Origin of the sequence: Streptomyces sp. NPDC052043 (assembly GCF_044548235.1) — a bacterium.
GTDB lineage: Bacteria > Actinomycetota > Actinomycetes > Streptomycetales > Streptomycetaceae > Streptomyces.
The window spans coordinates 375,233-400,795 of the sequence record NZ_JBIUBT010000004.1 but is presented as its reverse complement, the minus strand read 5'-3'; the positions used below and the strand labels follow the sequence as shown (position 1 = coordinate 400,795).

General features: G+C 72.7%; 19 protein-coding genes. 6 read left to right on the top strand and 13 right to left on the bottom strand.

The window, feature by feature from the left end; all coding sequences use genetic code 11:
• Nucleotides 1-3: 3 nt before the first annotated feature.
• The 5 genes from ACIHCX_RS13030 to ACIHCX_RS13010 all read right to left on the bottom strand — a co-directional run bounded on the left by ACIHCX_RS13030 (nt 4) and on the right by ACIHCX_RS13010 (nt 4,034).
• Nucleotides 4-288, bottom strand: a complete 285-nt coding sequence (locus ACIHCX_RS13030; protein WP_400029009.1) for a hypothetical protein — start codon at nt 286-288, stop codon at nt 4-6.
• A 146-nt stretch (nt 289-434) separates the two neighbouring features.
• Entirely contained in the window at nt 435-758 is a 324-nt protein-coding gene (locus tag ACIHCX_RS13025; RefSeq protein ID WP_400029008.1) for a hypothetical protein, read from the bottom strand.
• Nucleotides 755-1,123: a WhiB family transcriptional regulator gene (locus tag ACIHCX_RS13020; protein ID WP_400029007.1), complete on the bottom strand. Its 369-nt coding sequence runs from the start codon at nt 1,121-1,123 to the stop codon at nt 755-757. The genes ACIHCX_RS13025 and ACIHCX_RS13020 overlap by 4 nt, the downstream gene beginning before the upstream one ends.
• Before the next feature lie 174 nt (nt 1,124-1,297).
• Entirely contained in the window at nt 1,298-1,618 is a 321-nt protein-coding gene (locus ACIHCX_RS13015) for a hypothetical protein (protein ID WP_400029006.1), read from the bottom strand.
• Between the two features lie 208 nt (nt 1,619-1,826).
• A complete protein-coding gene (locus tag ACIHCX_RS13010; protein WP_400029005.1) occupies nt 1,827-4,034 on the bottom strand; it encodes an ATP-dependent DNA helicase UvrD2 in 2,208 nt (735 codons plus the stop codon).
• A 236-nt stretch (nt 4,035-4,270) separates the two neighbouring features.
• On the opposite strand from ACIHCX_RS13010, the gene ACIHCX_RS13005 reads away from it, so the two are divergent.
• Both ACIHCX_RS13005 and ACIHCX_RS13000 read left to right on the top strand, forming a co-directional pair.
• A complete protein-coding gene (locus tag ACIHCX_RS13005) occupies nt 4,271-4,528 on the top strand; it encodes a mycoredoxin (RefSeq protein ID WP_400029004.1) in 258 nt (85 codons plus the stop codon).
• A gap of 133 nt (nt 4,529-4,661) precedes the next feature.
• The gene (locus ACIHCX_RS13000; RefSeq protein WP_400029003.1) at nt 4,662-5,435 is read left to right on the top strand and encodes a class I SAM-dependent methyltransferase; all 774 of its coding nucleotides are present in this window, start codon (nt 4,662-4,664) and stop codon (nt 5,433-5,435) included.
• A 134-nt stretch (nt 5,436-5,569) separates the two neighbouring features.
• Here the strand turns inward: ACIHCX_RS13000 and nudC are convergent, their stop codons facing one another.
• The 5 genes from nudC to ACIHCX_RS12975 all read right to left on the bottom strand — a co-directional run bounded on the left by nudC (nt 5,570) and on the right by ACIHCX_RS12975 (nt 15,898).
• Complete coding sequence (gene nudC / locus ACIHCX_RS12995; RefSeq protein ID WP_400029002.1) at nt 5,570-6,514, bottom strand: NAD(+) diphosphatase; 945 nt, start codon at nt 6,512-6,514, stop codon at nt 5,570-5,572.
• A 154-nt stretch (nt 6,515-6,668) separates the two neighbouring features.
• Nucleotides 6,669-8,072, bottom strand: coding sequence for a dipeptidase (locus tag ACIHCX_RS12990; RefSeq protein ID WP_400029001.1), 1,404 nt, complete (start codon nt 8,070-8,072; stop codon nt 6,669-6,671).
• Nucleotides 8,073-8,082: 10 nt separating this feature from the next.
• A complete protein-coding gene (locus ACIHCX_RS12985; protein ID WP_400029000.1) occupies nt 8,083-11,772 on the bottom strand; it encodes a UvrD-helicase domain-containing protein in 3,690 nt (1,229 codons plus the stop codon).
• 100 nt (nt 11,773-11,872) lie between these two features.
• Nucleotides 11,873-15,208, bottom strand: a complete 3,336-nt coding sequence (locus ACIHCX_RS12980; protein WP_400028999.1) for an ATP-dependent helicase — start codon at nt 15,206-15,208, stop codon at nt 11,873-11,875.
• A 303-nt stretch (nt 15,209-15,511) separates the two neighbouring features.
• Nucleotides 15,512-15,898, bottom strand: a complete 387-nt coding sequence (locus tag ACIHCX_RS12975; RefSeq protein ID WP_400028998.1) for an MGMT family protein — start codon at nt 15,896-15,898, stop codon at nt 15,512-15,514.
• Nucleotides 15,899-16,084: 186 nt separating this feature from the next.
• On the opposite strand from ACIHCX_RS12975, the gene ACIHCX_RS12970 reads away from it, so the two are divergent.
• The 4 genes from ACIHCX_RS12970 to ACIHCX_RS12955 all read left to right on the top strand — a co-directional run bounded on the left by ACIHCX_RS12970 (nt 16,085) and on the right by ACIHCX_RS12955 (nt 22,414).
• Nucleotides 16,085-18,913, top strand: a complete 2,829-nt coding sequence (locus ACIHCX_RS12970; RefSeq protein ID WP_400028997.1) for a lysylphosphatidylglycerol synthase domain-containing protein — start codon at nt 16,085-16,087, stop codon at nt 18,911-18,913.
• 71 nt (nt 18,914-18,984) lie between these two features.
• Nucleotides 18,985-20,526: an alpha/beta hydrolase gene (locus ACIHCX_RS12965; protein WP_400028996.1), complete on the top strand. Its 1,542-nt coding sequence runs from the start codon at nt 18,985-18,987 to the stop codon at nt 20,524-20,526.
• A gap of 176 nt (nt 20,527-20,702) precedes the next feature.
• Nucleotides 20,703-22,247: an alpha/beta hydrolase gene (locus ACIHCX_RS12960; RefSeq protein WP_400028995.1), complete on the top strand. Its 1,545-nt coding sequence runs from the start codon at nt 20,703-20,705 to the stop codon at nt 22,245-22,247.
• Nucleotides 22,244-22,414, top strand: a complete 171-nt coding sequence (locus ACIHCX_RS12955; protein WP_400028994.1) for a hypothetical protein — start codon at nt 22,244-22,246, stop codon at nt 22,412-22,414. Before ACIHCX_RS12960 ends, ACIHCX_RS12955 begins: the two co-directional genes overlap by 4 nt.
• 183 nt (nt 22,415-22,597) lie before the next feature.
• Here the strand turns inward: ACIHCX_RS12955 and moeZ are convergent, their stop codons facing one another.
• The 3 genes from moeZ to ACIHCX_RS12940 form a co-directional block, all read right to left on the bottom strand.
• Nucleotides 22,598-23,776: an adenylyltransferase/sulfurtransferase MoeZ gene (moeZ, locus tag ACIHCX_RS12950; protein ID WP_400028993.1), complete on the bottom strand. Its 1,179-nt coding sequence runs from the start codon at nt 23,774-23,776 to the stop codon at nt 22,598-22,600.
• A gap of 63 nt (nt 23,777-23,839) precedes the next feature.
• Nucleotides 23,840-24,589: a spherulation-specific family 4 protein gene (locus ACIHCX_RS12945; RefSeq protein ID WP_400028992.1), complete on the bottom strand. Its 750-nt coding sequence runs from the start codon at nt 24,587-24,589 to the stop codon at nt 23,840-23,842.
• Nucleotides 24,577-25,539, bottom strand: a complete 963-nt coding sequence (locus tag ACIHCX_RS12940) for an NAD-dependent epimerase/dehydratase family protein (protein ID WP_400028991.1) — start codon at nt 25,537-25,539, stop codon at nt 24,577-24,579. Before ACIHCX_RS12940 ends, ACIHCX_RS12945 begins: the two co-directional genes overlap by 13 nt.
• Nucleotides 25,540-25,563: the final 24 nt, after the last annotated feature.

Sequence of the window (25,563 nt, the reverse complement as noted above, 5' to 3'; positions counted from 1 at the left end):
GGGCTACCACCAGGCGGAGTCCAGGCGCCCCTCGATCGAGCGGAGGTTCTCGCGGGAGCAGGCGTCGCAGAAGTGGCGCCGGGTGCCGCTCTCCACGGAGCAGGTCCAGGTGGGCGGCAGGCCCTCGGCCGGGGTGCCGCAGCGTGCGCACACCAGGCCGGGCCGCTCGGCGCTCGCACCGCCGCGGCCCGTGCCGCCGTACGCCGCGCCCGCGTGGTCCGTGCCCGCGTGGTCCTCGCCCGCACCTGCCGTGCCGGCGGGGTCCGCGCCTCCGGAAAGACTCGTCACCCCGCGACCATACCGCCGGGCCGCGGATCGTCGGGAACAACGCACCGCGGGGGCCGGTCCGTCCGAACGGACCGGCCCCCGCGGGCAGAGTTCCGGCCTCCCGGACCGGGAGGCCACCGCCTGGCGGCGTGGAACAGCGTTGTCAGTCAGTGCATCACTGCCATGGCGAGCGCGCGGCGGGCACGCAGCGAGGCGCGCTCGGCGCGACGCTGCATCCGGCGGGCGGTCGCCAGGCGTACGGCCTGGCGTTCCCTCTCCGCCTCGTGCAGCCGCTCGCGCATATGCGCACGAGCCAGCGCTTCTGGGATGAGTTGCATCTCTCGGTTCCTGTTCTGACGCGAGTCGTTCGCGCCGGTGGTGGTGACGTCTTCGGTCGCGGAGCCCTCGGGCTCGCTGGCGGACGGCTTCATCGGGGCCTGCTTCTGGGGGTCGTGCGTGTGGGGGCGGTCGATCGTTCCTGCGGTGTTCATGCCGTGACCGGGTTCTTGCGCGGGCGGCCACGCGGCCGCTTCCGGGCGACGACGACACCTTGGACGAACAGCTCGCCGCCCCAGACGCCCCAGGGCTCACGCCGCTCCTTGGCGCCGGCGAGGCAGGCCTCCATCAGCGGGCAGGTGCGGCAGAGGGACTTGGCGTACTCCACGTCCGCCGGCGACTCGGCGAAGAAGACCTCCGGGTCGTAGGAACGGCAGGGGACGGGCACGCCGAGGTTCTCGATGGCTTCGTCGAGCGCGGTGAGCGCGGTGAGCGGGGTCAAGGCGGGGTCCTCCGTGAGACCGGGCTTGGGGATCGTGTCGGAAGGCGGTACGGACGGGGCGTGCGCTTCGAGTTGCACGGTTCGTCTTCCTCGTCTGGTCGGGTCGGCCGGTCGGCCGGGTGTCGGCTGGCTACCGGGTTCTTCTCTTGTCCCGAGGCTCCTTCGCTCCGCTGTCCCCGTTCGGGGAAAACAGAAGGGCCGCGGATCCCGGTTGGGGTTCCGCGGCCCTGAAGGCGCCGGCCTGATCGGCGATCAGGCTGGATCACTCCAGGGGTCTGGCCCACGGAAGGCCCACATCAGGTGGTGCTGCTTCGTCTGCTCCCGGTTACCGGCACCGGCCGCCTCAACGGCATAGGCCTGCGCCTGCGCCGCTACTGCTTCCAGTGCCTTGGTCGGTCGCTCATCACGCTCACGGACGGGAAGACCCGCGAGGGACACGCAGGACGCCGGACGCGCGGCAGCAATGCCGGACAGACCGGTGCCCTGGGTAAAGGCGCCGAGCATGCACAGGGAGACGACCGAGCGATCGGTCATTTTGGCGGTGCTGATGGAGCTGGTCTTGATAGTGATCACTGGGCTCGCCTCCTCTCGGCGTCTGAGGGACTGGGGTGAGCCAGTCCGTACGGATATGCAAGTAGAACACGGAACCGGGGCCTCAGGAAGGCCACCGTTCCCGTGACCAAGAACCTATGGGGACGGACGGCGGGTGCGCAAACTATTTTTTCGACGAGTTCCCCTCAGTCCCCGGCCAGTCCCCGGCCAGTCCGCGGCCGGTACTCGGTCAGTCCTCGCTGCCTTCTTCCCCTGGCTCCCTGCCCTCACAGAGGGCGAGAACATCCGGCCCGTACCGGCGGAGCTTGCGCATCCCCACTCCGGGGATGCGCGCCAGTTCGCGCTCGTCGTCCGGGACGGTCTCGGCGATCGCCATCAGTGTCCTGTCGGTGAAGACGCAGAAGGCGGGCTGCCCGCTGCGCCCCGCCTGGACCGCCCGCCACTCGCGCAGCCGCTCGTACAGGCCCTCGTCCATGTCGGAGGGGCAGCCGTCGCAGCGCATCAGCTTCATCTCGCCGGCGTCGGTGAGCGTGCGGCCGCAGACCCGGCACCGGGCCGGGGTGCGCTGCGTGCGCCGCGGGGCGGGCGCTGTGCGCGTCCCCACGGCCGCGGTGAAGCCGCGCTCGACGCCTCCGGAGCCACCGGGTGCGGCGCGGCCCGCGGTACCGGCCGAGCCGGGGCGCAGCCCGTCGAGGAAGCGGCTGGGGCGGCGCCCGGGACGGCCGCCCGGCGAGCGGGACAGCGACCAGGACACGTGCAGCAGCTCACGGGCGCGGGTGACACCCACGTAGAGGAGGCGGCGCTCCTCCTCGATCTGTTCGTCTGTTCGGGCGTAGGTGATGGGGATCATGCCCTCGGCGACGCCGACCAGGAAGACGACGTCCCACTCCAGGCCCTTGGCCGAGTGCAGGGAGGCGAGGGTGACGCCCTGGACTGTCGGGGCGTGCTGGGCGTTCGCCCGCTCGTCGAGTTCCGTCACGAGGTCGGCGAGCGTCGCCCCCGGCCGGGCGGCGGCGAAGTCCTGGGCGAGGCTCACCAGGGCGGCCAGCGATTCCCAGCGCTCTCTGACCGCGCCGGAGCCGGCCGGCGGCTGCGGGGTCCAGCCCTCCCCCGACAACACGGCACGCACCTGTGAGGGCAGGTCGTCGGCGTCGTCGAGGAGGGAGTCGTTGCCGCCGAAGCGCGCCGCGGCGCGCAGCGCGACACTGGCCCTGCGCACCTCCGGCCGGTCGAAGAAGCGTTCCGCGCCGCGCAGCTGGTAGGGCACGCCGACGTCGGCGAGGGCCTGTTCGTAGGTCTCGGACTGGGCGTTCGTCCGGAACAGGACGGCGATCTCGCTCGCCGGGACGCCGGAGGCGATCAGGTCGTGGATGCGGCGGGCGGCCCCTTCCGCCTCGGCGGGCTCGTCGGTGTACTCGGTGTAGGCGGGCTCGGGCCCGGGGGCGCGCTGGGAGACCAGTTCCAGCCGGTGGTCGGCGGCACGGCCCCGGGCCTGGGCGAGCAGTCCGTTGGCCAGGTGGACGACCTGCGGGGTGGAGCGGTAGTCGCGGACCAGCTTGACGACGGTGGCGCCGGGATGGCGGGTGCGGAAGTCGAGCAGGTGGTCGGGGGTCGCTCCGGTGAAGGAGTAAATCGTCTGGCTGGCGTCGCCGACGACGCACAGGCTGTCGCGGTCGCCCAGCCACAGTTCCAGCAGGCGCTGCTGGAGCGGGGAGACGTCCTGGTACTCGTCGACCACGAAGTGCTGGTACTGGGCGCGGACCTGTTCGGCCACGTCGGCGCGGTCCTGGAGGACGGCGACGGTCAGCAGCAGGACGTCCTCGAAGTCGATGACCGAGCGCTCCCGCTTGAGGTCCTCGTACACCGAGTACAGCTGGGCGATCTCGGCCGGGTCGCGGGGGACGGCGCGGCCGTCCTTCGCGGCCGCGAGGGCGTAGTCGGCCGGGACGGTCTGGGTGACCTTGGACCACTCGATCTCGGCGGTGACGTCCCGCAGCTCGCCCCGGTCCAGGCGGATGCGGCAGGCGGCGGCCGCGTCCGCGACGAGCTGGATCTTGCGGTCGACGAGCCGGGGCAGGGCGCCACCGATCGCTTTCGGCCAGAAGTACTGCAACTGACGCAGGGCGGCGGAGTGGAAGGTGCGGGCCTGCACGCCGTGCGCGCCGAGCTGGCGCAGCCGGCCGCGCATCTCCCCCGCCGCACGGTTGGTGAAGGTGACGGCCAGCACACTGGAGGGCTGGAGGGCACCCGCGCGCACCCCGTAGGCGATGCGGTGGGTGATCGCCCGGGTCTTGCCCGTGCCGGCGCCCGCCAGGACGCACACCGGCCCGTGCAGAGAGGTGGCCACCTCACGCTGCTCGGGGTCGAGCCCGTCGAGCACCGCGTCGGCGGAGTCGGGGACCCGAGGGAAGAGCGGGGAGTGCGTTGCTGCTGTCACACAGCCATGCTGCCAGGTCGCCGTGGGACACATGAGCCGGTTGTCCACAGGCAGCCCCCGGCGGTCGTACTGGTCGTACCGGTCGCACTGGTGCTGCTGCGGCCGTGCCGACTCCGCGCGTCCCGTGCCGCGCGTCCCGCGGGCCGGATACCCCCGGTGGGAATGCCGGAGCGGTGGCGTACGTTCCTCCCCTGCGACGAATAACGTCCCCGAGCCGCCGAAGGAGCGCGAGAGACATGCCGGGCACTGTGACGATGTACAGCACCACGTGGTGCGGCTACTGCCGCCGGCTGAAGAGCCAGATGGACCGCGAGGGCATCGCGTACACCGAGATCAACATCGAGCAGGACCCGGATTCCGCGGCCTTCGTCGAAAAGGCCAACGGCGGAAACCAGACGGTTCCCACCGTGCAGGTGGTTCCCTCCAACGGTGGGGTCGAGGTCGTGATGACGAACCCGAGCCTCGCCCAGGTGAAGCAGGCACTCGGCGTCTGACCACATGCCGCACACGACCCCCGACCGGCCTGGCGCCGGATCGGGGGTCTTTGCATGCCCCGACCTGTACCGGGGTGAGTCGGTGGACCGCCCGGCACGGCGCAACGCACGTGTGTTCGGGCATCGTCGCGAGATGCCTGAGGCTCCCGAGAAGTTCAACGCCGCGATGACCACCTGGCAGGAATGGCAGGACGCCCCCTGGGGTCGTCTGCGGTACGCGATCGCCGAGGCGAACCTCGCCCGTCATCTCGACGACCTGGGCGACGGGCCGCTGCGGATACTCGACCTCGCCGGCGGTGACGGCGGCGACGCGATGCGTCTGGCCGCCCGCGGGCATCACGTCACCGTCGTCGACCACGCACCCGCCATGCTCGCCGCCGCGACCGAGCGAGCCTCGACGGCCGGCCTGACGGAGCTGATCACCTGTGTGCGCGCCGACGTGACCGCGCTGCCCGCCGATCTCGCCGCCGGAGCGTTCGACGTGGTCCTGTGCCACAACCTTCTCCAGTACGTGGACGACGTGCCCGGCATCCTCGCCACGGCCCTCGCCCCGCTGAAGCCCGGCGGGCTGTTCTCGATGATGGCGATCAACCGTCACTCGGCCGCCCTGAGCATCGCCGTTCGCGAGACCGACCCCGCCGCCGCGCTGGCCGCGCTCGGCACAGACCGGTCCCGGACCCAGACGTTCGACTCGGCGGTGACGCTCCACACGGCCGAGAGATCATCCCGGTCCTGCAAAGCCTCGGCTGCCAGGACGTACGGCACTACGGCATCCGCGGCTTCTGCGACTACATCACCGACGACGCGCGAAAACACGACCCGGCGTTCTACGCGGACCTTGAGCAACTGGAACTCGCCACGACCGCGCTGCCGCCCTACATGCACACAGCTCGGCTCTTCCAGCTGACGGCGCGCAAGCGGGACATCTGAGCTCGTGCGTCCCGCGGCAGACGTGGAAAGCGGCCTCCCCGGAACCCCGGGGAGGCCGCCTTCTCGTTGTTTCCGGGTTTCCGGGTTTCCGGGGTTCCGGGTTTCCGGGCCTCAGACGGCGCTCCTCGTCGGCAGCGGCTCGCCGTACCAGAGTTCGATGAGGCGGGCCGCGATGGAGATGCCGTAGGGCGGCAGGACCTCGCCGGACTCGAAGGCCGCGCGCAGTTCCTCGCGGGAGAACCAGCGGGCCTCGTGGATCTCCTCGCCGTCGACGGCGATCTCGGTCGAGGTGGCGTGCGCCATGAAGCCCAGCATGAGGCTGGAGGGGAACGGCCAGGGCTGACTGGCGACGTACTCGACCTCGCCGACGGCGACGCCCACCTCCTCGTGGACCTCGCGGCGCACCGACTGCTCGATGGACTCCCCCGGCTCGACGAAGCCGGCGAGCGTGGAGAAACGGCCCTCGGGCCAGTGCACCTGGCGGCCGAGCAGGATCCGGTCCGCGTCGTCGGTGACCGCCATGATCACGGCGGGGTCGGTGCGCGGGTAGTGCTCGGCGCCGCAGGCCGGGCAGCGGCGGATGTGCCCGGCCGCGGCGATCACGGTGCGCTCGCCGCAGCGGGAGCAGAAACGGTGCAGCCGCTGCCAGTTCTCCAGGGCCACCGCGTGCGCCAGCAGGCCAGCGTCCCGGGGGGACAGGAGCAGACCGGCCTCGCGCAGACCGGCCGGGCGGGCGGACTGGTCGATGCGGCCGGGCAGGGAGTCCTTCTGCAGGGCGAAGTAGCTGACGCCCTCCGCGTCCGTGCCGAGGAAGTAGCGGTGCGCCTCGGTGAGGGGGGCCTCGAAGGAGGGCGTCGTGACCAGTTCGGTGCGGCCGTCGGGGGTCTCGTCGATCAGGGCCTGACCGCCGGAGACCACGAAGCAGCGCGTCGAGGGGTGGCTCCATGCCGCGGCGAGCCAGGCCTCGTCGAGCCGGTGGTGGGCGGCCCGGTCGATGCCGCTGGGCGCGGTGAGCGAGATGGGACGGTCGGCGGTGTGGTCGGTCCAGGTGGTCACGGGTGCTTCCAACTCCCCCGGTGCAACGGTTGTTTCGGCGGCGGTTCAGCAGGACGTACGGCAGGAGGCGTCCGCGTCCGGCGGGGCCTGGGGGCGCGGGAGGGCCTCTCCAGTGTGCGCCCGGCACGACACCGCCCGGGCCGGCGGGCGCCCGTCAGGGCGCATCGTGCCAGTGCTCCGCGAGGTCGCCCCACAGGTACGCGCTGGTCTCGACGCCCTTGAGCAGCAGGTCGAGCTCGACCTTCTCGTTGGGCGCGTGCCAGCCGTCGGAGGGGACGGAGATGCCCAGGAAGAGAACGGGCGCGCCGAGCACCTCCTGGAGGTCGGCGGCCGGGCCCGAGCCGCCCTCGCGCGTGAAGCGGACGGGGGCGTCGAAGGCGCGGCCCATGGCGCGGACCACGGACTGCAGGGCCGGGTGGTCCAGCGGCGTCAGGCACGGGCGCGTGGCCGCGCCGAACACGATCTCCTGCCGTATCCCCGCGGGCACCTGCTCGGCGGCCCAGGCGCGGACGGCCTTCTCGATGTGGTCCGGGTCCTGGCCGGCGACCAGCCGGAACGACAGCTTGACCGTCGCCGCGGACGGGATGATCGTCTTGCTGCCGGGGCCCTGGTAGCCGCCGCCGATGCCGTTGACCTCGGCGGTGGGGCGGGCCCAGACGCGCTCCAGGGTGGTGTATCCGGCCTCGCCGTGGGCGGCGTACGACTTGGCGGTGCGCAGCCACTGCTCCTCGGCGAAGGGCAGCTCGGCGAAGAGGCGGCGCTCCCGGTCGGTGAGTTCCACGATGCCGTCGTAGAAGCCGGGGACGGCCACGCGCGCGTGCTCGTCGTGCAGGGCGGCGACCAGGCGGGCGGCGGCGGTCGCCGGGTTGGGCACCGCGCCGCCGAAGGAGCCGGAGTGGATGTCCTGGTCGGGTCCGTACAGGTGGATCTCGCACTCGGCGAGGCCACGCATCCCGGTGCACACCGTGGGGGTGTCCTCGGACCACATGCCCGTGTCGGAGACGATCACCGCGTCGGCGGCCAGGCGCTCCGCGTGCTGTTCGACGAGCTCCCGGAAGTGCGGGGAGCCGGACTCCTCCTCGCCCTCGATGAGCAGCTTGAGGTTGACGGCCGGGGCGGTGCGGCCGGTGGCGGCGAGGTGCGCGCGGACGCCGAGTGTGTGGAAGAACACCTGGCCCTTGTCGTCGGCCGCACCGCGCGCGTAGAGGCGTCCTTCGCGTACGACGGGCTCGAAGGGCTCGCTGTCCCAGCCGTCCTCACGGGCGGCGGGCTGGACGTCGTGGTGGCCGTAGACGAGGACGGTGGGGGCCTTCGGGTCGTCGGAACGCCACTCGGCGAAGACGGCGGGGGCACCCGCGGTGGACCAGACCTCGGTGGTGGTGAAACCGGTCTGCCGGAGTTTGCCGGCGAGCCAGTCGGCGCTGCGCCGTACGTCGGGCGCGTGGTCGGGCTGGGCCGACACGGACGGGATGCGCAGCCATTCGGCGAGGTCGTCGAGGAAGGCGGTGCGGTGCTGTTCGATGTACGTACGGACGGCGCTGTCCGGGGTCTGGCTCATGGCTCCGAGCCTATCGGCCCGCGGTGGCCTCCCGTTCGGGCGGTTCGTCACACCGGGACTCGGCCTGCGGCTCCTCCGTCAGCAGCCGTTCCAGCTCGGCGCGGCCCGGGAGGTCGTCGTGCCGTACCACCTCGCCGGTGCGCACGTAGACGAACGCGGCCGTGACACGGTCCAGGGGGATGCCGTGCAGTTCGGCCCAGGCCAGCCGGTACACCGCGAGCTGGAGCGGGTCCGCGGTGCGGGAGCGGTGCGTCTTCCAGTCCACGATCTCGTACGTCGCCCGCTCGCCGTCGCCCTCCTTGTAGACGGCGTCGATGCGGCCCCGGACCACCCGGCCGGCGAGGGCGAGCTGAACGGGCGCTTCGACGCGGTGGGGCGTGCGGTGGGCGTACGGGGTGCGCTCGAAGGCCTCCTTGAGGGTTTCGAGGTCGCGCTCGTCGGTGATCTCGGCGTCGTCGCCGGGCAGCTCCCCGGGTTCCAGCATGGGCAGCGTCAGTTCCTCGAAGCGCGCTTCCACCCAGGCGTGGAAGCGGGTGCCACGGCGTGCGGCCGGTTGCGGGGGGCGCGGCATGGGGCGCGCGAGCTCCCGTGCGAACCCGTCGGGGTCGGCGGCCAGATGCAGCAGTTGCGACGCGGTCAGGGTCGTCGGCAGGGGCACCTCGGTGACGGCCTGCCGGGCGCGACGGAGTTCCCCCGTCAGCGCTTCGAGGTCGCGGTCCCAGGAGGCGACCATGCGGGCCTCCTCCGGAGTGAGGTGGCTGGATCCGGGTCGGGGACCGGATCCGGGTTCGCGGTCCGGCTCGGGGTGCGTCGGGTACTCGTGTGCGGGCTCGGGCGGGGGCAGGGGCAGGGGCGCTGCATGGTCGTCGGGCGAAGGCGCCTGGTGCGGGACGGTCGGGCGGTCGCCGCTCCAGGAGTCCCAGTCGTCGGTCTCCCCCTCGATGGGGTCGCCGTCCTCGAAGGGGTCGCCGTCCCTGAAGGGAGCGTCCTGCTCGAAGGGGCTCTCGTCACCGAAGGGGTCGCCGTCCTCGACGGTGTCGTCCTCGCCGAAGAGTGACCCGTCGCCGTACGGAGGCGCGTCGTCGTACGAGGGCGCGTCGTCGTACGGAGGCGTCTCGTCCTGCGGTGGCGCGGGCCAGTCGGGGTCGTCGTGGGACGCGGGGTCGTGCGCGGCCTCCGGGTGGCCGTCCGCGCCGGTGGCCAGGTCCTCCAGGTGGGCCAGGACGATCGCGGCGGCCTCGCGGCGGCGGGTCAGGGCGGCCTCGTCCAGCGGCAGGGGCCACACCTGGTCGGCGGTGGCCCGGTGCAGGGCCGGGTTCTCCTCGTCCTCCCCGGGCTCGTCCGCCCACGCCTCGATCTCGCCGTGGCCGGCGGCGCAGTGCTCGTACAGGGCCTGAAGGAACGCGGACGGGCCGCGGCGCCGCTTCTGGCTCGGGCCCCACCAGTGGCCGGAGCCGAGGAGCAGGGAGCGGGGGCGGGTGAAGGTGACGTAGCCGAGGCGGAGCTCCTCGGTGTGCTGGTGGTCCTTCATGGCCTCGTGGAAGGCCTTCATGCCGCGCGCGTCCCAGCCGTCGATGTCCGGGAGGGTGTCGGCGTCGCCGCGCAGGGCGTGCGGCAGCACCTTGCCCTGGCTGGTCCACTTCTCCCGGCCCTGCCCGCTGGGGAAGGTGCCGGTGACCAGGCCGGGGACCGCCACGACGTCCCACTCCAGGCCCTTGGACCGGTGCGCGGTGAGCACCTTGACGGTGTTCTCGCCGCCGGGCAGCGCGTTGTCGAGGCCCTTCTCGTACTGGGCCGCGGTGCGCAGGAAGCCGAGGAAGGCCAGCAGGCTCGCCTCGCTCTCGTTCGCGGCGAAGGAGGCGGCGATGTCCAGGAAGTTCGCCAGGGTCTCGCGGCGCCGGGCGGCCAGGGCGTGCGGGGAGGCCGACAGCTCCACCTCGAGACCGGTGACGGCCAGCACACGGTGCAGCACGTCCATCAGCGGGTCGGACAGTGAACGCCGCAGGTCGCGCAGTTCGGCGGCGAGCCGGGCGAACCGCACGCGCGCGTCCGGGGAGAACGGCAGCCGGTCGTCGTCCCCGGCACCGTCCAGGGGCGTTTCGAGGAAGGTGTCGAGGGCGTCCGCGAGCGAGATCACCTCGGCCGGGTCGACGCCCTCCACGGCCTCGGCAAGCCGGCTGTCGGGGTCGTCGTCGGCGTCCACGCGCGCGTGGGCGACGAGCAGCCTCGCCCGGCGACCCAGGAGCGCCAGGTCGCGCGGGCCGATGCGCCAGCGTGGGCCGGTCAGCAGCCGGACCAGCGCGGCGTTGGCGCCGGGGTCCTGGAGGACCTCGCAGACGGCGACGAGGTCGGCGACCTCGGGCAGGTGCAGCAACCCGGACAGGCCGACCACCTCGACCGGGACGTCCTGGGCGACCAGGGCGCCCTGGATCTCGGCGAAGTCGGCTGCCGTACGGCACAGGACGGCGATCTCGCCGGGTGCCGTCCCGGTCCCCACGAGGTGAGCGATCGAGTCGGCGATCCAGTCGATCTCCTCGGCGTGGGTGGGCAGCAGGGCGCAGCGCACCAGGCCGTCACGTTCGGCGCCGGGGGCCGGGCGCAGGGCCTCCACGCCCGCGTGCATGGCGCGCAGGGGCTCGGCGAGGCCGTTGGCGAGGTCGAGGAGGCGGCCGCCGCTGCGGCGGTTCTCGCTCAGGGCCTGCCGGGTGGCTCGGCGGCCGTCGGCGTGCGCGAAGTGCTCGGGGAAGTCGTCGAGGTTGGCGACGGAGGCGCCGCGCCAGCCGTAGATCGCCTGGCAGGGGTCGCCGACGGCGGTGACGGGGTGGCCGGTGCCGTCGCCGAAGAGGCCGGCCAGCAGGATGCGCTGGGCGACGGAGGTGTCCTGGTACTCGTCGAGCAGGACGACCCGGAACTCCTCGCGCAGGACGCGGCCGACCTCCGGCAGACGGGCGAGCCGTGCGGCCAGGGCGATCTGGTCGCCGAAGTCGAGCAGGTCGCGCTCGCGTTTGGCGGCCCGGTAGCGGAGCACCAGTTCGGCCAGTTCCCGGCGGGCGGCGGCCGTCTCGGGGACCTTGCGCAGGTCGGCGTTGCTGAGCTTGGCGCCCTCCAGGGTGCGCAGCAGCCCGGTGTCCCAGGCGCGCAGGTCCTCCGGGCGTACGAGGTGTTCGGCGAGTTCGGCGTCGAGGGCCAGGAGGTCGCTCACCAGGTCCGGGAAGGAGCGGGCCAGCGCCGGGTAGGGGCCTGGGGCCTCGCGCAGCACGCGCGCGGCGAGCTGGTAGCGGGTGGCGTCGGCGAGCAGGCGGGTGGTGGGCTCGAGCCCGATGCGCAGTCCGTGGTCCTTCAGGAGACGGCCGGCGAAGGCGTGGTAGGTGGAGATCAGCGGCTCACCCGGCGGGTTGTCGGGGTCGATGGCCTCCGGGTCGGTGACGCCTGCCCTGATCAGTGCCTTGCGGACGCGTTCGGCGAGTTCGCCGGCGGCCTTGTTGGTGAAGGTCAGCCCGAGGACCTGCTCGGGGGCGACCTGTCCGGTGCCGACCAGCCACACCACGCGGGCCGCCATCACGGTCGTCTTGCCGGAGCCGGCGCCGGCCACGATCACCTGCGGGGCGGGCGGCGCGACGATGCAGGCCGTCTGCTCCGGGGTGAACGGAATCCCGAGGAGCTCCTTGAGCTGCTCGGGATCAGTGATACGGGCGGGCATCTCACAGAGGCTAGCGGCGGGCACTGACAATCCGTGCCAGACGCTCTCCGGGGGCCAGGAACCCGCAGGTCAGCACGAGTGGTGCCGTTCGTCACGCGGCTCACTCGACGATATGGCGCCCCTCCGGCCGCGCGCTGCACGCCGCCCGGAAGGAGCAGTGCGCGCAGTGCTGCCCGGCCGTCGGTGTGAACCGCTCGTCGAGGACCTTTCCGGCGGCGGTGGCCAGCAGCTCGCCGGCCCACTCCCCCGTCAGCGGTTCCTGGGTCTGCACCTTGGGCAGGCCGTCGCCGCCGTCCCGTTTGGCCGCGCCCTGGCGCAGCTGGACGAGCTCGGCGCCGCCCGGTTCGGGGCGCGCCCCGTCGAAGACCCCGTCGACGGCGCCCTCGCGGACGGCGAGCTGGTAGACGGCCAGCTGCGGATGGCGTGCCACCTCGGACCCGGTGGGCGCCTGCTTGCCGGTCTTGAAGTCGACGACGTAGGCGCGTCCCTCGCCGTCGGCCTCCACCCGGTCCATGGAGCCGCGGATGCGCACCTGGTAGCCGCCCGCCTCCAGGGTCACGTCGAAGTCGTGCTCGCCGGCGACCGGGGTACGGCCGGCGCGCTCCAGGACGTGCCAGTTCAGGAAGCGTTCCAGCGCCACGCGCGCGTGCTCCTTCTCCTGCGCCGACTTCCACGGCGCGTCGAAGGCGAGCGCGTTCCACACCGTGTCCAGGCGCTCCATGAGGACCGCGAGGTCGGCGGGACTGCGTCCGGAGGCGACCTCGTCGGCGAGGACGTGCACCACGTTGCCGAAGCCCTGGGCGGCGGTCGCGGGGGCGTCGGCCTTGACCTCGCGGCTGAGGAACCACTGGAGGGCGCAGGTGTTGGCGAGCTGGTCGAGGGCGCTGCCGGACAGCACCACGGGCTGCTCGCGGTCGCGCAGCGGCACCTTGCTCTCGGTCGGCTCGGCCATGCCCCACCAGCGGTAGGGGTGGGCCGCGGGCACCAGCGGACGGCCCTCGTCGTCGGCGAGCGCGGCCAGCCGGGCCAGCCGGTGCGCGGCGGCCTGCCGCAGGGTGGCGGAGGCACGCGGGTCGACGGTCGTGGCGCGCAGTTCGGCCACGAGTGCCGCCACCGACAGCGGGCGGCGCGGGCGGGAGGTGACGTCCCTGGGTTCGACACCGAGTTCGGCGAGGAAGCGGGAGGGCTGGTCGCCGTCGTCGGCGGGAGCCTTCACCGCGGTCACCACGAGGCGTTCACGCGCGCGCGTGGCGGCCACGTAGAACAGCCGCCGTTCCTCCGCGAGCAGCGCGCCCGGGGTGAGCGGGGCGGCGAGTCCGTCGCGGCCGATGCGGTCGGCCTCCAGCAGGGAGCCGCGGCGCCGCAGGTCCGGCCACAGGCCCTCCTGGACGCCCGCGACGACGACCAGGCGCCATTGCAGGCCCTTGGAGCGGTGCGCCGTCATCAGGCGTACCGCGTCGGGGCGTACGGCGCGGCGGGTGAGCGTGTCGGCGGCGATGTCCTCGGCCTCGATCTCGGCCAGGAAGTTCAGGGCGCCCAGGCCCCCGGTGCGTTCCTCCGCGCGGGCGGCGGTCGCGAACAGCGCGCACACGGCGTCCAGGTCCCGGTCCGCGTTGCGGCCCGCCGCGCCGCCGCGCCGGGCCGCCCGCTCCAGGCGGGAGGGCCACGGGGTGCCGTCCCACAGGTCCCACAGCGCCTCCTCGGCGGTGCCTCCGCCCGCCAGGCGCTCCCGTGCCTTCCTGAGCAGCGCGCCGAGGCGCTGGGCGCCACGCGCGTACGTGGGGTCGTGCGCGACCAGGCGCTCGGGTTCCGCCAGCGCCTGCGCGAGCAGCTGGTCCGAGGGCGGGGGCAGCGGGTTGCCTGCGGCGCGTTCCTCCTCGCGCAGCGCGCGGCCCAGACGGCGCAGGTCGGCGGCGTCCATGCCGGCCAGCGGTGAGGCGAGGAGGGTGAGCGCGGTCTCGGTGTCGAGCCAGCAGGCGTCCGCCTCCGGCTCCGCCCGCTCGGGGCCCGCCGGTCCCGCCGCTTCCTCCGAGCGACGCGCCGCCTCCGCGCTCGCCACCGCCCGCAGCGCCGTCAGCAGCGGCGCCACCGCCGGCTCGTGCCGCAGCGGCAGGTCGTCGCCGTCGACGTCCAGGGGCACGCCGGCTGCCGTCAGGGCACGGCGGAGACCGGGGAGGGAGCGGGCGCCGGCGCGCACCAGGACGGCCATCTCGCTCCACGGGACGCCGTCCTCCAGGTGCGCCCGGCGCAGGATGTCGGCGATGTTGTCCACCTCGGTGCCCGCCGTCGGGTACGTGTGGACCTCGACGCGCCCGCCGTCGCGCACCGGGGTGAGCTCCCGGTGGGCGCGGACCTTGTCGGCAGGCAGGCGGGTGAGCGGCATCCGCCGGGTCAGCAGCCGGGTCGCGGCCAGCAGAGCGGCGCCCGAGCGCCGGGAGGTGCGCAGGACCTGAACGGGTGCGGGTGTGCTGTCCGCGCGCGGGAACGTCTGCGGGAACTGCAGGATGCCGTTCACGTCCGCGCCCCGGAACGCGTAGATCGACTGGTCGGGGTCGCCGAAGGCGAGCAGGGGGCGGCCGTCCCCGGCCAGCGCGCGCAGCAGCCGTACCTGGGCGGGGTCGGTGTCCTGGTACTCGTCGACGTAGACCGCGTCGTACCGCGCGGCGAGCCGTTCGGCGACCTCGGGGCGGCGGGCGAGGAGCACCGCGCGGTGGACCAGTTCGGCGTAGTCGAGGACGCCCCGCAGGTCGAGGACGTCGAGGTACTCGGCGAGGAAGGCGGCCGCGGCCTGCCAGTCGGGACGACCGATGCGGCGGGCGAAGGCGGCCAGGGCGTCGGGGCCGAGGCCCAGTTCGCGGCTGCGGGCGAGGACCGCGCGGACCTCGTCGGCGAAGCCTCGGGTGGTCAGGCAGGCACGCAGCTCGTCCGGCCAGCGCACGTGCGCCAGGCCCAGCCGCTCCAGGTCGGCCTGGCCGGCCAGGAGCGAGCGGACGGCCACGTCCTGTTCGGGTCCGGACAGCAGCCGCAGCGGCTCGACGAACCGTTCACTGTCCTGGTGGGCGCGGACCAGGGCGTAGCAGAACGAATGGAAGGTGGTCGCCTGCGGGACGTGGGCCGCGCCGGTGCGCAGCGCCATGCGGTCGCGCAGGTCGACGGCGGCCCTGCGGCTGAACGTCAGCACCAGGATCCGCTCGGGGTCCTGGCCGCGGGCGATCCGCGCGGCCACGGACTCGACCAGCGTGGTCGTCTTGCCGGTGCCCGGGCCCGCGAGGACGAGCAGCGGACCGGTCCTGTGGTGAACCACGGAGCGCTGTGCGGCGTCCAGACGAGGGGGGTCCGGTCTGGTCGGCGGGGTACGCACCAGTCGGTAGGCGCCACGATTCCCCTGCCGCCCCCGGGGGTGCGGCAGGCGCCTGGTGGAGGAAGAGGAGCTCACGTGGTTCGCCGGTCCTGGTGGGTGTGCTGTGGTCGGTCACGGCCGCCGCGCAGCGCCGTCGTCGCGGGAGTGGACGGCCCGAGAGGGAGCGCGGTGGCCGCAGGGGTGAGGGGGACACGCGGAGCCGACGCTACGCCGCGGCCGGGCGCGGAAGGAGGGCTTCGCCTTCTTCTCCCGGTCCTCACCCGGCACCGCCGTCACGTGTGTCCCTCGCCCCACGAACGTACGGCATGCCACGGACGTCCCCCCATTCCCCCGTACGGGCCATGGGCTCCCCACAGCCCCCTCGAATGGCGGAAGCTGTCAGGTGTGACCCTGCGCACGTTCGCCGCCGTCCCACCGGGCCCGTCTCATGTCGAGGCGGGGCACGTGGCCGTCGGCCGCCCTGCCCGCCTGCTTCAGGGGTGTGCCCTCCGTGCGGTAGTGGGCGAGAGCGCGCAGTTCGTGACCCGGGAGCAGGGTCCCGTCGGCGCGTACGACCCGCCACCACGGGACGGCGCCGCCGTACAGGGCCATCACGCGGCCCACCTGGCGGGGTCCTCCCCGCTCCAGCCACTCGGCGACGTCGCCGTAGGTCATGACGCACCCGGGCGGGATCATCTCGGCGACTTCCAGGACCCGCTCGGCGTACTCGGGCAGCGCGTCGGGGTGCTCGGGGCGGCCGTCGTCCGGGGGGCTCACATCGCTCATCCGTCCCATCCTGCCGCACCCCACCGACAGCCGGCCGCGCCGCGTCCGGGGCGGGGCCCTCGCTCCCGGGCTGCGCCTCGGGCAGACTGTGCGGCCGCGCATATGCACCCTGATGCCCCTGTGTGTCGGTGGGACATGCCACCATCGTGCGGGCGGTGACCGGTGATACGAGACCAAGAAGAGGCCATGAAGCAGCAGGGCGTGCACCCCGACGACGCGGAGGGCACCTCTGGAGTTTCGTCGCACCCCGGCACCGGCGGCTCGGACGCTCGGAAGGCGGGGGGCACGGACGCTCCGAAGGCGGGCAGGAAACCCGCGGAGGAGGACGTCGTGACGCACGCCGACGAGCTCGAGGGCGACGAGCCGCTGCTCCCCGCGCGCGTGCACCGTCCCTCCGATCTGATGCGGCTGCTGGTGGGCGTGCTCGCCATCGCCGTACTGCTGGCGATCGCCGGGTTCGCGCACGGCACCACCTCGGGCCTCGAACAGGACATCAACAAGGGCACCGGTCAGGCCCCCGACCTGCTCATCAAGATCGCGGGGCTGGCGTCCAGCATCGCGATCCTGCTGGTCCCGGTGGCGTTCGCGATCGAGCGGCTGATCAAACGGGACGGGCTTCGGATCGCCGACGGCGTGCTCGCGGCCGTCCTCGCCCACGGGGTGACGCTCGCCACCGACCTGTGGGTCGCCAAGGTCGCCCCGCACTCGATCCAGGACGCGCTCACCCAGCCCTCCCCCAGCAACATCCACGCGCTCACCGACCCGGTGCACGGCTACCTCGCCCCGGTCATCGCCTACATGACGGCGGTCGGCATGTCCCGCCGACCGCGCTGGCGCGCGGTGCTGTGGATCGTGCTGCTGCTCGACGCCTTCTCGATGCTGGTCACCGGCTACACCACACCGTTCTCGATCATCCTGACGGTGCTGATCGGCTGGACCATCGCCTACGGCACCCTGTACGCGGTCGGCTCACCGAACGTCCGCCCCACGGGTCGGACCCTGGTGGCGGGGCTGCGGACCGTCGGCTTCCACCCGGTCAGTGCGGCCCGCGAGGACGCGGCGGACACCGCGGACACCGGCGATCGGGGCCGGCGCTACTTCGTCACCTTGGAGGACGGACCGCCGCTGGACGTCACGGTGGTCGACCGCGAGCAGCAGGCGCAGGGCTTCTTCTACCGCGTGTGGCGCAACCTCACGCTGCGCGGTTTCGCCACTCGCCGCAGTCTCCAGTCGCTGCGCCAGGCCCTGGAGCAGGAGGCGCTGCTCGCCTACGCGGCCATCGCGGCCGGAGCCAACGCGCCCAAGCTGATCGCGACCTCCGAGCTCGGCCCCGACGCCGTGATGCTGGTCTACGAGCACACCGGCGGGCGCACACTCGACGCGCTGGCGGACGAGGAGATCACCGACGATCTGCTGCACCACACCTGGCAGCAGGTGAAGGCGTTGCAGTCACGGCGCATCGCGCACCGCAGGCTGGCCGGTGACGCGATCCTGGTGGACCGTTCCGGCAGGGTGATCCTCACCGATCTGCGCGGCGGCGAGATCGCGGCCGGCGATCTGCTGCTGCGCATGGACATCGCCCAACTGCTGACGACGTTCGGCCTGCGGGTGGGCGCGGAGCGCTCCGTGGCCTCCGCGGTCGGCGTCCTGGGACCCGACGCGGTCGCCGACTGCCTGCCCATGCTCCAGCCCATCGCTCTGACGCGCTCCACGCGCGCGACGTTGCGCAGGCTGGCCCGGGAGCGGGCGCAGCGGGAACGCGAGGCCGTTCTGGAGGCGTCCCGGCAGGCCAAGCAGGCCCGCCTGGAACAGGCCGCGCAGACCGCGCAGGACACCGGCGGCACCGGCCCGGCCGGCTCGGAGGAGCCCGAGAAACCCGAGAAACTCGAGAAACCCGGAAAACCAGAAAGGCCGGAGAGGCCCGACAAGAAGGACAAGAAGGCCGAACGTGCCGAGGCACGGGCGGAGAAGCGGGCCATCGGCGAAGCCCTGGAGGGGGCCCGCGAAGAGGATCTGCTCACCCAGATCCGCCACCAGGTGCTGCGGATCAGGCCGCAGGCGCCGGTCGAACCGGCCCGGCTGGAGCGCGTCCGGCCCCGCACGCTGATCAGTTTCATCGCGGGTGCCATCGGCGGCTACTACCTGCTGACCCAGCTCACGCACATCGAGTTCGGCACGCTCGTCGCCCACGCCCAGTGGGGCTGGGTGATCGCGGCGGTGCTCTTCTCGGCGCTCAGCTATGTCGCGGCGGCCATGTCCCTGCTGGGCTTCGTACCGGAACGCGTCCCGTTCGTGCGGACGGTGGGGGCGCAGGTCGCCGGCTCGTTCGTGAAGATCGTGGCACCGGCCGCGGTCGGCGGCGTGGCCCTGAACACGCGCTTCCTGCAACGCGCGGGCGTGCGCCCCGGGCTCGCGGTGGCCAGTGTCGGCGCCTCGCAGTTGTTCGGGCTCGGCTGCCACATCCTGATGCTGCTGTCCTTCGGTTATCTGACCGGCACCGAGAAGACGCCGTCCCTGTCGCCGTCCCGGACGGTCATCGCGGGCCTGCTGACGGTCGCGGTGCTCGTGCTGGTGGTCACCTCGGTGCCGTTCCTGCGGAAGTTCGTCGTCACGCGCGTGCGTTCGCTGTTCGCGGGTGTCGTGCCGCGCATGCTGGACGTGCTCCAGCGGCCGCAGAAGCTCGTCACCGGCATCGGCGGCATGCTGCTGCTGACGTTCTGCTTCGTGATGTGCCTGGACGCCTCGATCCGGGCCTTCGGCGACCAGTCGACCTCGCTCAGCATCGCCAGCGTCGCCGTCGTCTTCCTCGCCGGCAACGCGCTCGGCTCGGCCGCGCCGACCCCGGGCGGCGTGGGCGCGGTCGAGGCGACCCTCACCGTCGGCCTGATCGCGGTGGGCCTGCCGAAGGAAGTGGCCGCGCCCGCGGTGCTGATGTTCCGGCTGCTGACGCTGTGGCTGCCGGTCCTGCCCGGCTGGCTGGCCTTCAACCACTTGTCCCGCAAGGGCGCTCTGTAGGCACGTCCCGCACGTACCCCGAACGGCCCGCGTCCCGCGCGGGAGGCCGTCGGCGGCGTGAGGATGGGTTCATGCACATGCGCCACGGGCTGCGCGCCGCCGCCCTGACCACGACCACCGTCCTGCTGAGCGCCCTGACGGCGGGCTGCGGCGGACTCTCCGTCGGCGGGGGGTCGACGGACCCGGGGCTGGACTGGAAGGCCTGCCCGGCGCCGTCCGCGTCGGAGGGCGCCGGGGCGGCACCCTCACCGCCGCCGGGCGGCGGCAAGTGGCAGTGCGCCACCCTGAAGGCGCCGCGGGACTGGAGCAAACCGCACGGTGACACGATCGACATCGCGCTGATCCGGGCGAAGGCGACCGGGCCCGGCAAGCGCATCGGGTCGCTGCTCTTCAACTTCGGCGGCCCCGGCGGCTCCGGCGTCGCCACGCTGCCCGCGATCGCCAAGGACTACACGAAACTGCGCACCCGTTACGACCTGGTGAGCTTCGACCCGCGCGGGGTGGGACGCAGCGCCGCTGTGAAGTGCAAGACCGACGCACAGCTCGACCAGTACTTCCAGCAGGACGCGGTACCTCAGACCGCCGCCCAGCGCGCCACGTTCGTGAACAAGATCAAGCAGTTCAACGCCACCTGCGAGCAGAACTCCGGGAAGATCCTGCCGTATGTGCGCACCACCGACGCCGCCCGCGACATGGACCTGATCCGCCAGGTACTCGGCGACGCCAAGCTCCACTACTTCGGGATCTCCTACGGCACCGAACTCGGCGGCGTGTACGCCCATCTGTTCCCCACGCACGTGGGCCGCGCCGTCTTCGACGGGGTCGTCGACCCCACCAAGACCCCCGAGCAGACCTCGCTCGGCCAGGCCAGGGGCTTCCAGCTCGCCCTCGACAACTTCGCGAAGGACTGCGTCTCGAAGAGCACCAAGTGCCCGATCGGCAGTAACGTCCGGGACGTCGAGGACCGCATCGCCGCTCTGCTGAAGAAGCTCGACGGCAGCCCGATCCCCGGCATCTTCCCCCGTCGGCTGACCCGGACCGCCGCGACCAACGGCATCGCCCAGGCCCTGTACTCCAAGGAGCTGTGGGCCCCGCTCACCGAAGGGCTCCAGCGGGCCTACGCCGGCAACGGCGAGATCCTGATGCTGCTGTCCGACGCGATGAACGGCCGCAGCCCCAACGGCCAGTACAGCAACCTCTCCGCCGCGAACACCGCCATCAACTGCGCCGACCAGAAGCAGCGGTACACCGCCGACTTCGTGGAGCAGAAGCTGCCCGAGTTCCGGGCCGCCTCACCGGTGTTCGGGGACTTCCTCGCCTGGAGCATGCTCAGTTGCACCCAGTGGGCGGTGCCGGGCGCGGCCGCCCACGCCGACGTGAGCGCGCACGGTTCGGCGCCGATCCTCGTGGTGGGCAACACCGGCGACCCGGCGACCCCGTACGGGGGCGCCAAGAGGATGGTGGAAGCACTGGGCAAGGGCGTCGGCGTCGAACTCACCTGGCAGGGCCAGGGACACGGCGCGTACGACAGCAAGAACCCGTGCGTGCAGAACGCGGTGAACAGCTATCTGCTCGACGGAAAGGTGCCACCGGCCGGAACGGTGTGCGCATAGTCGGCAGGGATCGTCCTCTCGTCGCCGACGACGGCCGCGTCCGCCCGCATCTCACCGGTAAAAGCACAGGTCAGATGGTTATCCACAGGCTCCCACGAGGGTGGTGGGATCCGCCTACCATGGCCTGAACGCTTCCCGCGGACGATCCGCGGAGAGCCTGTGAGGGGGGGAAGCACATGGCGCGTCCGACGCAGTGGGCGGCCTGGGTCGCCGCCGCGGTGCTGCTGACCGGGTGCGGCGGCGGGCCGGCCGGCCCCAGCGCGAACGACGGAAAGGCCGCTCCGGCACCGGCGCCACCGGCCGGCACGCAGTCCGCGCCCGCGCGGCTGCCCTCCTCGCTCACCTCGCAGCGGCTCGACTGGGGACGTTGCGGGGCCACGGCCGACTCCCCCGCGCCGGGAGACGAGTGGCGGTGCGCGACGCTCAAGGCCCCGCTGGACTGGTCCCGGCTGGACGGCGAGACCATCGGCCTCGCCCTCATCCGCGCGAAGGCCACCGGGGACCGCACCGGTTCCCTGTTGTTCAACTTCGGCGGCCCCGGTGGCTCGGGCGTGGCCGCGCTGCCGGCGTACGCCTCTCAGGTCACCGCCCTGCGGCAGCGGTACGACCTGGTGAGCTGGGATCCGCGCGGGACCGGCGAGAGTTCCGGCGTGCGCTGCCGCAGCGACCGGCGGATCGAGGCCGCCGAGGCGATCGATGTGACACCGGACACCGCGGCGGAGGAGCGGGCCTACTTCCAGGACGCGGCCGACTTCGGCCAGGGCTGCCGCAAGGCGGCCGGGAAGCTGCTCGCTCATGTCTCGACGACCGACACCGCCCGGGACATGGACCTGATGCGCCAAGTCCTCGGCGACGCCGAGCTCCACTACTTCGGCATGTCCTACGGCACCGAACTCGGCGGTGTCTACGCCCATCTGTTCCCGCGGGAGGTCGGGCGGATGGTGCTGGACGCGGTGGTGGACCCGACCGCGGACTCCGTGGGCCACGCGCGGAACCAGACCAGGGGCTTCCAGCGGGCGCTGGACGCCTACCTGAAGTCCACCGGGCAGGATCCCGGGCACGGTTCGCGGAAGATCGCCGACCTGCTGCGGCGACTCGACGCCAAGCCGCTGCCCACCTCCTCCGGACGGAAGCTGACGCAGAGTCTGGCGGTCACCGGCATCGCGCTGCCGCTCTACAGCAAACGCGGCTGGCCTGCTCTGACCAGTGCCCTCGCCGCGGCGGAACAGGGCGACGGCTCGGGGCTGCTGTCCCTCGCCGACGCCTACAACGACCGTGCCGACTCTGGCCACTACGGCACGACGACCCACGCCCAACGGGCCATATCGTGCCTGGACTCCAAGCAGCGGCCGACGCCGGAGCAGGCGAGGGAGCTGCTGCCCGAATTCGAGAGGATCTCGCCCGTGTTCGGCGCCTTCATGGCCTGGGACACGGCCGGCTGGTGCCATGACTGGCCGGTGTCCGGTCAGTACGACACTCCTCGGGTCAGCGCGCCGGGCGCGGCACCGATCCTGCTGATCGGCAACACGGGCGACCCGGCGACACCCTACGAGGGCGCCCGGAGGATGGCCGACGAACTCGGCAAGGGCGTCGGTGTGGAACTCACCTGGAAGGGCGAGGGCCACGGGGCCTACGGCAACGGAAGCGACTGCGTGGACTCGACGGTGAACGCGTATTTGCTGTACGGCACGGTACCCAGGGACGGCAAGGTCTGTTCATGACGACGGCGGGGCTTGAGGCAGCCAGGGCTGACCGCCACGTCGTCATCGCTCGCTTCGGCGCCGGCCGCCTGCACCTCCGCGATGGCCTGCAGCGCGGCGAGGCTGACGCTCGTGTCGGAGACCTGGCAGTACTCACGAACCGCGGCGAATTCGGCTTCGGCGCATGACGGGGAAGGCGGACAACCTCGCGATCGCAGCGAGCAGTAACGCGAGCGCGAGTGGGCAGGCTGTCCGGCGCCGGCCGACAACGGCAGAAGCCCACGGCACCGACCTGGTCGGTGCCGTGGGCTTCGTCAGTCCCGCTGGTCAGCGAGCCCCTTGATCAGAGGACGGTGATCAGTGGAGGGTGATCAGTAGACGGGCTTGTGCGGTTCGATCTGGTTGACCCAGCCGATCACGCCGCCGCCGACGTGTACGGCGTCCGCGAAGCCCGCGGACTTCAGCACGGCGAGGACTTCCGCACTGCGGACACCCGTCTTGCAGTTCAGGACGATCTTCTTGTCGTGCGGGAGGCTTTCCAGGGCGGAGCCCATGAGGAACTCGTTCTTCGGGATCAGCCGGGCGCCCGGGATGGAGACGATCTCGAACTCGTTCGGCTCGCGGACATCGATGAGTTCGAGGTTCTCACCGTCGTCGATCCACTCCTTGAGCTGCTTCGGAGTGATCGTCGAGTCGGCGGCCGCCGCCTGGGCCTCCTCGGACACGACGCCGCAGAAGGCCTCGTAGTCGATGAGCTCGGTGACGGTCGGGTTCGTGCCGCAGACCGCGCAGTCGGGGTCCTTGCGGACCTTGACCTGGCGGTACTGCATCTCCAGGGCGTCGTAGATCATCAGACGCCCGACCAGCGGCTCGCCGATGCCGGTCAGGAGCTTGATGGCCTCGTTGGCCTGGATGGAGCCGATGGACGCGCACAGCACACCCAGGACGCCGCCCTCGGCGCAGGAGGGGACCATGCCGGGGGGCGGCGGCTCCGGGTAGAGGCAGCGGTAGCAGGGGCCGTGCTCGGACCAGAAGACGGAGGCCTGGCCGTCGAAGCGGTAGATCGAACCCCACACGTACGGCTTGTTCAGCAGCACGCACGCGTCGTTGACCAGGTACCGGGTCGCGAAGTTGTCCGTGCCGTCGACGATCAGGTCGTACTGGCTGAAGATCTCCTTCACGTTGTCGGCCTCGAGCCGCTCCTGGTGAAGGACGACGTTCACGTACGGGTTGATGCCCTTGATGGAGTCGCGCGCGGACTCGGCCTTGGGGCGGCCGATGTCGGACTGGCTGTGGATGACCTGGCGCTGGAGGTTCGACTCGTCCACCTCGTCGAACTCCACGATGCCGAGCGTGCCGACGCCCGCCGCGGCCATGTACATCAGTCCCGGCGAACCCAGCCCGCCGGCACCCACAAAGAGCACCTTGGCGTTCTTCAGCCGCTTCTGCCCGGCCATCCCCACATCGGGGATGATCAGGTGGCGGGAGTACCTGCGGACCTCGTCTACGGTGAGCTCGGGAGCCGGCTCGACCAGGGGTGGCAGCGACACGGGGACTCCGTTGGTCGGTCAAACACTACGGTTGTTCTCCTGGTAACACTGCCACGGCCTTCTTCATTCCGAGACACCTCGTCCGACCCGCGAGACGATTTCGTCCCAGTAACCGGGCAGGTCCTCCCAGGGACCGGCGGTGCCGTCGCGGTCGGAGCGGTCGGTGAACCAGAGGGTCGCCGCCCCCTGCCAGCGGGCGACGCGCAGCGCCTCGTCGAGGTGGCCGCGCGGGAGGCCGTGCACGAAGTGGCAGAAGCGCTCGGGCGGGTAGTCGGCGGTCCACTCCGCTGCCTGCGACCAGCGGTAGTCGCTCCACGGGCCGCGGAAGGTCACCAACTGGTCGGCGTTCTCGGCGTAGCCGGGATGCGGGTGGGTGCCGTGGCCGAGGACGATGTGGGCATCGTCCTGCAGGTCCCGCAGCGCGCCGATCGTACGGCGGACCTCGGGCAGCCCGGCGCGCTCGGCGGGGCAACGGTCCAGCAGGAAGCCGTCGGCCCGATACCACTCGACGTACCGCCGCGCTTCGGAGACCAGCTCGGGGAAGGACCGGGCGCCGTATGCGGCGTCGAGGTGGCCGAGGACGCGGACGCCCGCGTTGCGCAGCCGCCCCGCCGCCTCCAGGCAGTGCGGGTCGGGTTGGACGCCGGGGCCGTCGGCGACGTTGAGGACGACCCAGTGCAGGGGGGTGCCGGGCCGGGTGAGTTCGCTCCACTCGGCGGGGGCGAGCAGGGGGTGGGCCCAGCCGGGGACGCCGAGTCCGGTCCGCAGTCCGGTGCTCGGGACGCTCACGGGGGTGCTGGTCAGATGCGGCATGCCGCCTCCATCCAGATGTCGGCGAGGGACTCTTCGAGGTTGATCCGGGGCCGCCAGCCGAGCCGGTCGCGGGCGGTACGCACATCGGCCTGCTGCCAGCTGCCACAGCCGTCGGGGTACGGGTACGCGACCGGGGCGGGATGGTCCGAGTCGGTCCGGGGGTGCCCGATGGCGGCCCTGAGGTGGCCGCCGGGCGGGCCGTCGAGTTCGTGGAGGGCGCCCCCGTATCCGGCGACGCGGGCGAGGGTCCCCGCGGCGTCGCGCAGCCGGACGGCGCGGCCCGAGCCGATGTTGATGACGCCCTGCGCGGCCGAGAGGGAGGCGGCGTGGACGGCGCGGGCCACGTCGCGCACGTCGACGAAGTCGCGCTGGACGCCGAGACCGCCGAGCTTGAGGTCGCTGTCGCCGGACTGCATGGCGCGGCGCATGGCCTCGGCGAGCCGACCGAGCGGTGAGCCGGCCGGGGTACCGGGTCCGGCGGGCGAGAAGACCCGGAGCACGACGGCGTCGAGGCCGGAGCCGAGAACCAGTTCGGTGGCGGCGAGTTTGCTGACGCCGTACGGGCCGCCGGGGCGGGGCACGGCGTCCTCGGCCGTGGAGGAGCCGGGCTGGCTGGGGCCGTACTCGGAGCTGCATCCGATCTGCACCAGGCGGGCGCCGCAGCCGCTGCGGCGCAGTGCCTCGCAGACGGTGGCGACGGCGACGGTGTTGTGCCGGGTGAGCTCGCGGGCGCCGCCGCGGGTGGCGCCCGCGCAGTTGACGACGACGCCGGGGTGGACCGCGTCCAGGAATCGGGTGAGCGCTCCGGGACTGCCGGCCGCGAGGTCGAAGCGGACGTCGGCGTCGTCGCCGCGCCCCAGCGCGGTGAGCTGGACGGCCGGGTCGGCGAGCAGGCGGTCGGCGACGAAACGGCCGAGGTATCCGTTGGCTCCGATCAGCAGAACCCTCATCGGGCGGCTCCCGGGGTGTGCGCT

What these genes read in the sequence shown, in the direction of transcription:
- ACIHCX_RS13025 (WP_400029008.1), bottom strand. Translation starts at nt 758, where the DNA reads ATGAACACCGCAGGAACGATCGACCGCCCCCACACGCACGACCCCCAG.
- ACIHCX_RS12960 (WP_400028995.1), top strand. Translation starts at nt 20,703, where the DNA reads ATGGCGCGTCCGACGCAGTGGGCGGCCTGGGTCGCCGCCGCGGTGCTG.
- ACIHCX_RS12940 (WP_400028991.1), bottom strand. Translation starts at nt 25,539, where the DNA reads ATGAGGGTTCTGCTGATCGGAGCCAACGGATACCTCGGCCGTTTCGTC.
- ACIHCX_RS13005 (WP_400029004.1), top strand. Translation starts at nt 4,271, where the DNA reads ATGCCGGGCACTGTGACGATGTACAGCACCACGTGGTGCGGCTACTGC.
- ACIHCX_RS12955 (WP_400028994.1), top strand. Translation starts at nt 22,244, where the DNA reads ATGACGACGGCGGGGCTTGAGGCAGCCAGGGCTGACCGCCACGTCGTC.
- ACIHCX_RS12965 (WP_400028996.1), top strand. Translation starts at nt 18,985, where the DNA reads ATGCACATGCGCCACGGGCTGCGCGCCGCCGCCCTGACCACGACCACC.
- ACIHCX_RS12975 (WP_400028998.1), bottom strand. Translation starts at nt 15,898, where the DNA reads ATGAGCGATGTGAGCCCCCCGGACGACGGCCGCCCCGAGCACCCCGAC.
- ACIHCX_RS12970 (WP_400028997.1), top strand. Translation starts at nt 16,085, where the DNA reads ATGAAGCAGCAGGGCGTGCACCCCGACGACGCGGAGGGCACCTCTGGA.
- ACIHCX_RS13000 (WP_400029003.1), top strand. Translation starts at nt 4,662, where the DNA reads ATGCCTGAGGCTCCCGAGAAGTTCAACGCCGCGATGACCACCTGGCAG.
- ACIHCX_RS12985 (WP_400029000.1), bottom strand. Translation starts at nt 11,772, where the DNA reads ATGCCCGCCCGTATCACTGATCCCGAGCAGCTCAAGGAGCTCCTCGGG.
- ACIHCX_RS12945 (WP_400028992.1), bottom strand. Translation starts at nt 24,589, where the DNA reads ATGCCGCATCTGACCAGCACCCCCGTGAGCGTCCCGAGCACCGGACTG.
- ACIHCX_RS12990 (WP_400029001.1), bottom strand. Translation starts at nt 8,072, where the DNA reads ATGAGCCAGACCCCGGACAGCGCCGTCCGTACGTACATCGAACAGCAC.